The sequence below is a fragment of the Endozoicomonas sp. genome (genome assembly GCF_051008435.1).
GTDB lineage: Bacteria > Pseudomonadota > Gammaproteobacteria > Pseudomonadales > Endozoicomonadaceae > Endozoicomonas_A.
On record NZ_JBPCXO010000414.1, the window covers coordinates 1 to 7,181 of the forward strand.

At 45.9% G+C, this 7,181-nt stretch carries 5 protein-coding genes and 1 tRNA gene; 1 reads left to right on the forward strand and 5 read right to left on the reverse strand.

The genetic code is table 11. The annotated features are described in order from the left end of the window. Positions 1-427: 427 nt before the first annotated feature. Entirely contained in the window at positions 428-1,441 is a 1,014-nt protein-coding gene (locus tag ACR2PX_RS20880) for a phage integrase (RefSeq protein ID WP_434001292.1), read from the forward strand. Positions 1,442-1,474: 33 nt separating this feature from the next. On the opposite strand, the gene ACR2PX_RS20885 is transcribed toward ACR2PX_RS20880, so the two are convergent. From ACR2PX_RS20885 to ACR2PX_RS20905, 5 genes are all read right to left on the reverse strand, one after another. Then, a tRNA-Ser gene (locus ACR2PX_RS20885) sits at positions 1,475-1,567 on the reverse strand. Positions 1,568-1,782: 215 nt separating this feature from the next. Continuing rightward, positions 1,783-1,986, reverse strand: a complete 204-nt coding sequence (gene csrA / locus ACR2PX_RS20890; RefSeq protein ID WP_062270508.1) for a carbon storage regulator CsrA — start codon at positions 1,984-1,986, stop codon at positions 1,783-1,785. A gap of 414 nt (positions 1,987-2,400) precedes the next feature. After that, positions 2,401-3,645: an aspartate kinase gene (locus ACR2PX_RS20895; RefSeq protein WP_434001293.1), complete on the reverse strand. Its 1,245-nt coding sequence runs from the start codon at positions 3,643-3,645 to the stop codon at positions 2,401-2,403. A gap of 136 nt (positions 3,646-3,781) precedes the next feature. Further along, a complete protein-coding gene (gene alaS / locus ACR2PX_RS20900) occupies positions 3,782-6,403 on the reverse strand; it encodes an alanine--tRNA ligase (protein ID WP_434001295.1) in 2,622 nt (873 codons plus the stop codon). A gap of 108 nt (positions 6,404-6,511) precedes the next feature. Next, the gene (locus ACR2PX_RS20905) at positions 6,512-7,045 is read right to left on the reverse strand and encodes a tRNA-uridine aminocarboxypropyltransferase (RefSeq protein ID WP_434001294.1); all 534 of its coding nucleotides are present in this window, start codon (positions 7,043-7,045) and stop codon (positions 6,512-6,514) included. Between the last annotated feature and the right edge of the window lie 136 nt (positions 7,046-7,181).

The window sequence follows — 7,181 nt, forward strand, 5'->3', positions numbered from 1 at the left end:
TACTGCCAATATTGCAGTGTTTCGACAATTTTCAACTGTTTAAAAATCAGGAAGAATAAAAAAACAGATGTATATTCTTAAATCTGCTTTCTCTGTGTCATGACGTATGATTAGTGGTAAACAGGTATTTTTTTAAAAATGTATTAATTATTTTTTATCAATACACGTTTTTACCGCCATAGGCATCACAGGCTAATCATTAACGTTCTATTCCTGTATTGAACCTTAATTAACCTTATAGACCCAGACTGACCTTAATTGACCACTCTTAAATAAGATCAATAAGAAATCAAAAAATTTAGTTATTGCAAAAGGACAATCCAAACGATTAAAAAAACAACAAGATTAAAAACAAAAGCAACAAGAAAGAGTAAAAACTCAAAGAAAAAATATCCTATTAAAACAGAACGCATAAAAAGGCTTTTCTATGGCAATTAAAAAAATCGGCACACGCTGGAAAATAGATTTCAGGATCGGAGAGAAACGATATCGATATACCGCGAACACCAAGATCGAATGCATTCAGTACCGGGACAAACAGATTACCAATAAAAATAGAGCCCGACCTGATAATGACAACCGCCAACTTGATGAGATCATCAGCACCTGGTATGAAGCCAGAGGTATTGAGCTGGCAGATAATGAACGCACACTCAAAAACCTGAATCGCTTCTGTACGGCCCTAGATAATCCTGTTGCCAAACAGGTGACTGCCAAGGAGTGGCACAGATTCAAAAAGATGAAGAGAGACGAAGGGATGGGCGACAAGACCCTGAACAACATTCCGGGCTATGTGAACGCCGTTTTTAACTTCCTGAGCAAGAATGGCATTATTGGCTATAGCAACCCTCTACAGTCCGTTGAAAAGATCAGAATCCATGAAAAAGAGCTGATCTATCTTACCAGTGACGAGATACAGCTTCTGTTCCAGGACATTCAACAGAAGTGCGTTAATCCGCACGTCTACATGATCACCAAGATATGCCTGTCTACGGGAGCCCGATGGGGAGAGATCGAAAGCCGCAAAGATCACCACTTCAAGGATAACCAGGTCTGCCTGACTTACACCAAATCCAAGAAAAATCGAGTCATCCCGTTAGATCCCGAGCTGTTTCAGGAAGTAAAACAACATATTCAGGATAAGGGTGAGTTCACCAACAGCCAGGAAGCTTTCAGGAGAGCTTTATTACGATCTGGTATCCGAACGGTCAGAGGACAGGCCAGCCACGTTCTCAGACACACCTTTGCCAGCCACTTCATGATGAATGGCGGCAACATAAGAGTATTACAAACAATACTCGGTCACTCTGACATCAAGATGACAATGAAGTACGCCAAGTTCAGCAAAGATCATCTGACAGATGCCGTAAGACTGAATCCATTGAACAAAATGGACACTTCGTGGACACCTAAGGAAAAACAAGAACTTTCAGATAATTAATTATTGAGGAATCAATAACTTAGAAAAGGAAAATGGCGGTGAGGGAGGGATTCGAACCCTCGATACGGCTACAAACCGTATACTCCCTTAGCAGGGGAGCGCCTTCAGCCGCTCGGCCACCTCACCGCAGGTGTCGCCAATATTACTGTTCACGCCTTGGAATGCAAGCTTTTTCTTATCATCGTTTACGACCAGCGACTTTTATAACTCGCCTGAAAAATGGATAGCTTAACAATCATCACCAAAACACATTTAATTCTCGCTCTCAACTTACAGACAAAAAAATACCCGAGCTAATTAGCCGGGTATTTTTTCACTGAATTCGGTTTGCGACCAGATACTCAGTATGACTCAGAGACGGATGGAATTCCTCCGTGCTCTTTTTCTTTTTGGATTCTCTGGTAGATCTCTTCACGATGAACGGCAACTTCTTTTGGCGCATTGACTCCAATACGCACCTGGTTACCTTTTACGCCCAGCACAGTGACAGTGACCTCGTCCCCGACCATCAGGGTCTCTCCTACGCGGCGAGTCAGAATCAGCATTACAATCTCCTTATTTACATCTCTGTAAGTCAACGACCGTCAATCCTGAGCACGGCGGTGCTTTGGTTGATTGACCTTAGCCCCACATACGGGAATGCTTAGGTTCTCAGCAAAGCAGCTGCTGCCAGATCACCGTTTCATGCTTAAGAATCTCTCAGCCAACAGAGTCTAGCCACCGAACCCAACATTTCCATGCGTATTTTTACTAGCAGAGAAATGTAGTCATCAAAAAATTCACATTGTATAAGTTCTTAACAGGCACAGACCATTCTAGTTGAAGAATCCATACCTGATGGGAATGACAGTATTTTTGCCCGATATTCCTAATTGGCCAACGATTAAATCAACCTTGAAATCACTCGGACGGAGTACGTCGAGACTGCACCATTCCCTCATCAAGACGCTCTACCCAGCTTAGACACCGTTACTCTCAGCAGGTTCCCTATCCAGTTCAAATACAGAATGAAGAGCCCTGACAGCCAGCTCGAGGTACTTCTCTGCAATAATGACGGAAACCTTGATTTCAGAGGTCGAAATAATCTGAATATTGATGCCTTCGGCAGCCAGAGCTTCAAACATCTGGGTCGCTACACCGGCATGGGATCTCATACCCACCCCGACTATAGAGACTTTTGCGATTTTCCCATCACCGTCGTACTCACGCGCACCGAGCTCTGCACACACTTTTGCACAGACATCCAGAGTTCGCTGATAGTCGTTACGATGAACAGTAAAGGTAAAATCAGTAGTGCGATCATCAGCAACGTTCTGAACAATCATATCGACTTCAATATTGGCCTTGCTGACAGGACCCAGTATTCTGGATGCAACACCAGGAATGTCAGGCACACCTTTAATAGTGACTTTTGCTTCATCCCTGTTAAAGGCAATACCAGATACCACCGGTGATTCCATAGCTACATCCTCATCGTCGATCGTGATTAGAGTTCCAGGGCCATCCTGCATCGAATGCAGCACCCTCAATTTGACATTATATTTACCAGCGAACTCAACAGCCCGGATCTGCAGTACTTTTGAACCAAGACTGGCCATCTCCAGCATTTCTTCAAAAGTAATCTTATCCAGACGTCGAGCCCCTTCCACGACCCGTGGATCGGTCGTGTACACACCGTCGACATCTGTATAAATCTGACATTCATCTGCTTCCAGAGCAGCTGCCAGAGCAACGGCAGTGGTATCAGAACCACCCCTGCCAAGGGTTGTAATATTGCCTTCAGAGTCACGCCCCTGGAAGCCTGCCACAATCACAACGCGCCCTTTATCCAGGTCAGCCCGCATTCTTTCAGTATCTATCTGCTGGATACGAGCTTTGGTATGAGCCTGGTCAGTGATTATGGACACCTGGCTCCCCGTATAAGAGCGAGCTGGGCAATCACGTTCATTCAGAGCCATTGCCAAAAGAGCAATAGTGACCTGCTCACCCGTGGAAAGCAGGACATCCATCTCCCTTGGAGTGGGTTGTTTTTGAATATTGGTTGCAAGCTCAGTAAGCCGGTTGGTCTCGCCACTCATTGCTGAGACGACGATAACGACATCATGCCCCTGATCCCTGAACCTCTTCACCTTGTCGGCAACCCCTTGAATACGTTCCAGGTTCCCAACCGAGGTGCCGCCAAACTTTTGTACTAACAGCGCCATTTTTATATCGTTCTACATCAATCAGCCGATCACGGAATGTAACACGAATAGCTTTGTGAAAAAAAGCACACCCCAATAAAAACGAGCCACAAGGCTCGTTTTTATTGGGGTAAGTTGATCGCATTAACCCATTATATTACAGACGCTCTTGCAACCACGGAGTAATCGATTCAAGAGCTTCTTTCAATTTAGATGCATCAGAGCCCCCACCTTGAGCAAAATCAGGACGACCGCCACCACGCCCTCCTACCTGTTCGGCAACCATTTTAAGCAGATCACCGGCCTTTACCTTGCCAGTAAGATCTTTGGTTACACCTGCTACCAGGGGGAACTTGGCATGACCAGGCACAGCCAGGAAGACAATACCTGTCTGGAGCTTGCCCTTCAATTGATCCACCATGTCACGCAATGACTTTGGATCCACTCCTTCAAGCTCTGTAGCCAACACTTTAACGCCGTTAACATCCACCGCCCTGGAGATAAGATCCGCACTTCCCGCAGAAGCCAGTTTCTGCTGGAGCTTCTGAAGCTCTTTCTCAAGTTCTTTATTACGATCCAGTAAAGTAGCCACTTTATCCTGAATAGTATCCTGGGAACCTTTAACAAGGCTCGCCACTGTCTTCAGGGTATCTTCCTGTTTCTCCTGATAAGCAACAGCTGCCAGACCTGTTACAGCCTCAATACGCCTTACTCCTGCAGCAATACCGGACTCTGACACAATCCTAAAAGAGCCGATATCACCAGTTCGATTGACATGTGTGCCACCGCAGAGTTCAACAGAGAATCCTTCAGATCCCATGGAGAGAACGCGAACTTCTTCACCGTACTTTTCACCAAACAGGGCCATCGCACCTTTAGCCTGTGCGGCTTCCATATCAAGCAACTCTGTTTCAACCAGACTGTTGTCACGGACTTGCTGATTGACTAATCGCTCTACAGCCCTGAGTTCTTCCTGCTTAACGGCTTCAAAGTGAGAAAAGTCAAAACGCAGCTTATCCGGATCCACCAAAGAGCCCTTCTGGGTAACATGATCACCCAGCACCTTACGCAATGCAGCGTGCAGCAGATGAGTAGCCGAGTGATTCAGCTCAGTTGCTTTACGGCCTTCGACATCAACATAGGCACTGACAGTGTCACCGATCTTTAATTTACCCTGCACGACTTCTGAGAGATGAAGATGGCTGTCGCCCTGCTTTTGGGTATCAACCACCTTCAGTTGACCACCGTCAAAGTTGAGCAACCCGGTATCACCTACCTGGCCGCCTGACTCAGCATAGAAAGGTGTAGACTGCAGTATGACCGTTGCCTGCTGACCTTCCGAAACAAAATCAACAGAATGACCTTCAACAAACAAAGCGGTTACTTCAGCTCCATCCTGAAGTTTTTCATAGCCTGTGAAGTCGGTAGAGCCTTCAATGACTAGCTGTTCGCTGTAATCAACACCAAACTTGCTGGCTGACCTTGCTCTTTCACGCTGAGCTTCCAGCAGTTTTTCAAAACCGTCTTCATCAACAGTTAGCTTACGCTCTCTGGCAATGTCGTTGGTCAGGTCAACAGGGAAGCCGTAAGTATCATAGAGGGTAAATACAACTTCACCCGGAATAACACTGCCTTCAAGGCCTTGCAGCTTGTCTTCCAGGAGTTTCATACCTTTGTCGAGCGTTCTAGTGAACTGCTCTTCTTCCTGAAGCAGGATTCTCTCTATCTGCGCCTGGTTCTTAGCCAGATCAGGGTAGGCATCACCCATCTCCCGCACCAGAGAAGCCACCAGTTTATAGAAGAATGATTCAGTAGCTCCCAGCTTATGGCCGTGGCGGCATGCACGTCGGATAATCCGCCTCAGTGTATAACCGCGACTTTCATTGGAAGGCATAATGCCATCCGAAATAATAAAAGAGCTTGAGCGAATATGATCAGCAATAACACGAAGAGAAGCTTCGGTTGAAGGAACACCACCTAAAATTTCTGACGCATCTTTCAGCAGGTTCTGGAAAATATCGATATCGTAGTTACTGTGGCCACCCTGCATAATGGCGGAAATTCTTTCCAGCCCCATACCTGTATCTACCGACGGTTTAGGCAAAGGCTCCATAGCCCCACCTGCCTGACGGTTGTATTGCATGAAAACAATGTTCCAGATTTCGATAAATCGATCGCCATCTTCCTCTGGAGTACCAGGACGTCCACCCCAGATATGATCTCCATGGTCATAGAAGATTTCTGTGCATGGGCCACAAGGTCCGGTGTCCCCCATCTGCCAGAAGTTATCAGACGCATAGGGAGCGCCTTTGTTGTCTCCAATGCGAATAATATTGTCTGCAGAAACTCCGATTTCATTCAGCCAGAGACTATAGGCTTCATCATCTGACTCATAGACGGTTACGCAGAGACGATCCACCGGCAACTGCAGTTTCTCAGTCAAAAAGGTCCAGGCAAAACGAATGGCATCCTGCTTGAAATAGTCACCAAAGCTGAAGTTACCCAGCATTTCAAAAAACGTGTGATGGCGCGCTGTATAACCCACGTTCTCTAGGTCATTATGCTTGCCTCCGGCGCGGACACACTTCTGGGATGACGTTGCTCGAGTGTATGCTCGCTGTTCCCGGCCCAGAAACGTATCCTTAAACTGGTTCATACCTGCGTTGGCAAACAGCAGGGTTGGATCGTCGTGAGGCACCAGAGAACTACTGGGTACTATCTCATGCCCATTTTCTCTGAAGTATTCAAGAAAAGCAGAGCGAATCTCAGCACTTTTCATATTATTCACACGAGTCATACAGGTCTTCCAAACGGGAGATTGAACAGCAATCTATACAAAAACGGACATTATATAGAAGGGAAAGAAAAACAGCTATGTACGTTAAATTCAGCTGGAAAATGACTTATAACGATGATTTGCACAGAAATTTGCAACGGACTCTCTGAGAGCTGAAGATTGTTCAGCTTTCCCCTCCATTCCCAATATTTCTGCAATCACCTCAGCGGTACACAAACCACCATTCGTTTGATTTCGCCTGAGATCATACACAGACTTTTCTGAAGGATAGACCTGACACAAAGGCAGAAAATGCAGGTATGGACTCTGCCGATACATTTTCCGAGCCTGCTGCCAGGTTCCATCAAGAAGGATATAAAGTAATTTATCAGAGGTGCCAGAGCTTGCTGACTCAATGGGTTGCTGGTAAATAGCCAATGACTCTGGAAAAACCAGGTATGGGTTAAAGCGGTCTGACTCAAGCATTTCCAAAAGATCGACAGGAGGCTCAAGCCTACTCCATTCATGAACAATAGTATCAGGCGCTGTTTTCTTAACCAGCTGCCCGGTATTGGTTGGTTTTAGGAGTTCCTGAGAGTGCGTTAGCAGGTAAAAAGCTGCACCACAATTTGTTTCCGAGGTCATAGTATCCAGCTAGGAGCCTGACCGAGAATAGGTTTATCTGTTATGATAAGCCTTAAATCAACCCTAATAATGCCAGATGTCACCACCACCAAAATTCAAGGATAGCCCTGTTGAGTTTGATCAGCACCTGCTGTTT

Excerpts from the sequence above, each read along its gene's own strand:
- ACR2PX_RS20895 (WP_434001293.1), bottom strand. The coding sequence starts at position 3,645 with ATGGCGCTGTTAGTACAAAAGTTTGGCGGCACCTCGGTTGGGAACCTG.
- ACR2PX_RS20880 (WP_434001292.1), top strand. The coding sequence starts at position 428 with ATGGCAATTAAAAAAATCGGCACACGCTGGAAAATAGATTTCAGGATC.
- alaS (WP_434001295.1), bottom strand. The coding sequence starts at position 6,403 with ATGAAAAGTGCTGAGATTCGCTCTGCTTTTCTTGAATACTTCAGAGAA.
- csrA (WP_062270508.1), bottom strand. The coding sequence starts at position 1,986 with ATGCTGATTCTGACTCGCCGCGTAGGAGAGACCCTGATGGTCGGGGAC.
- ACR2PX_RS20905 (WP_434001294.1), bottom strand. The coding sequence starts at position 7,045 with ATGACCTCGGAAACAAATTGTGGTGCAGCTTTTTACCTGCTAACGCAC.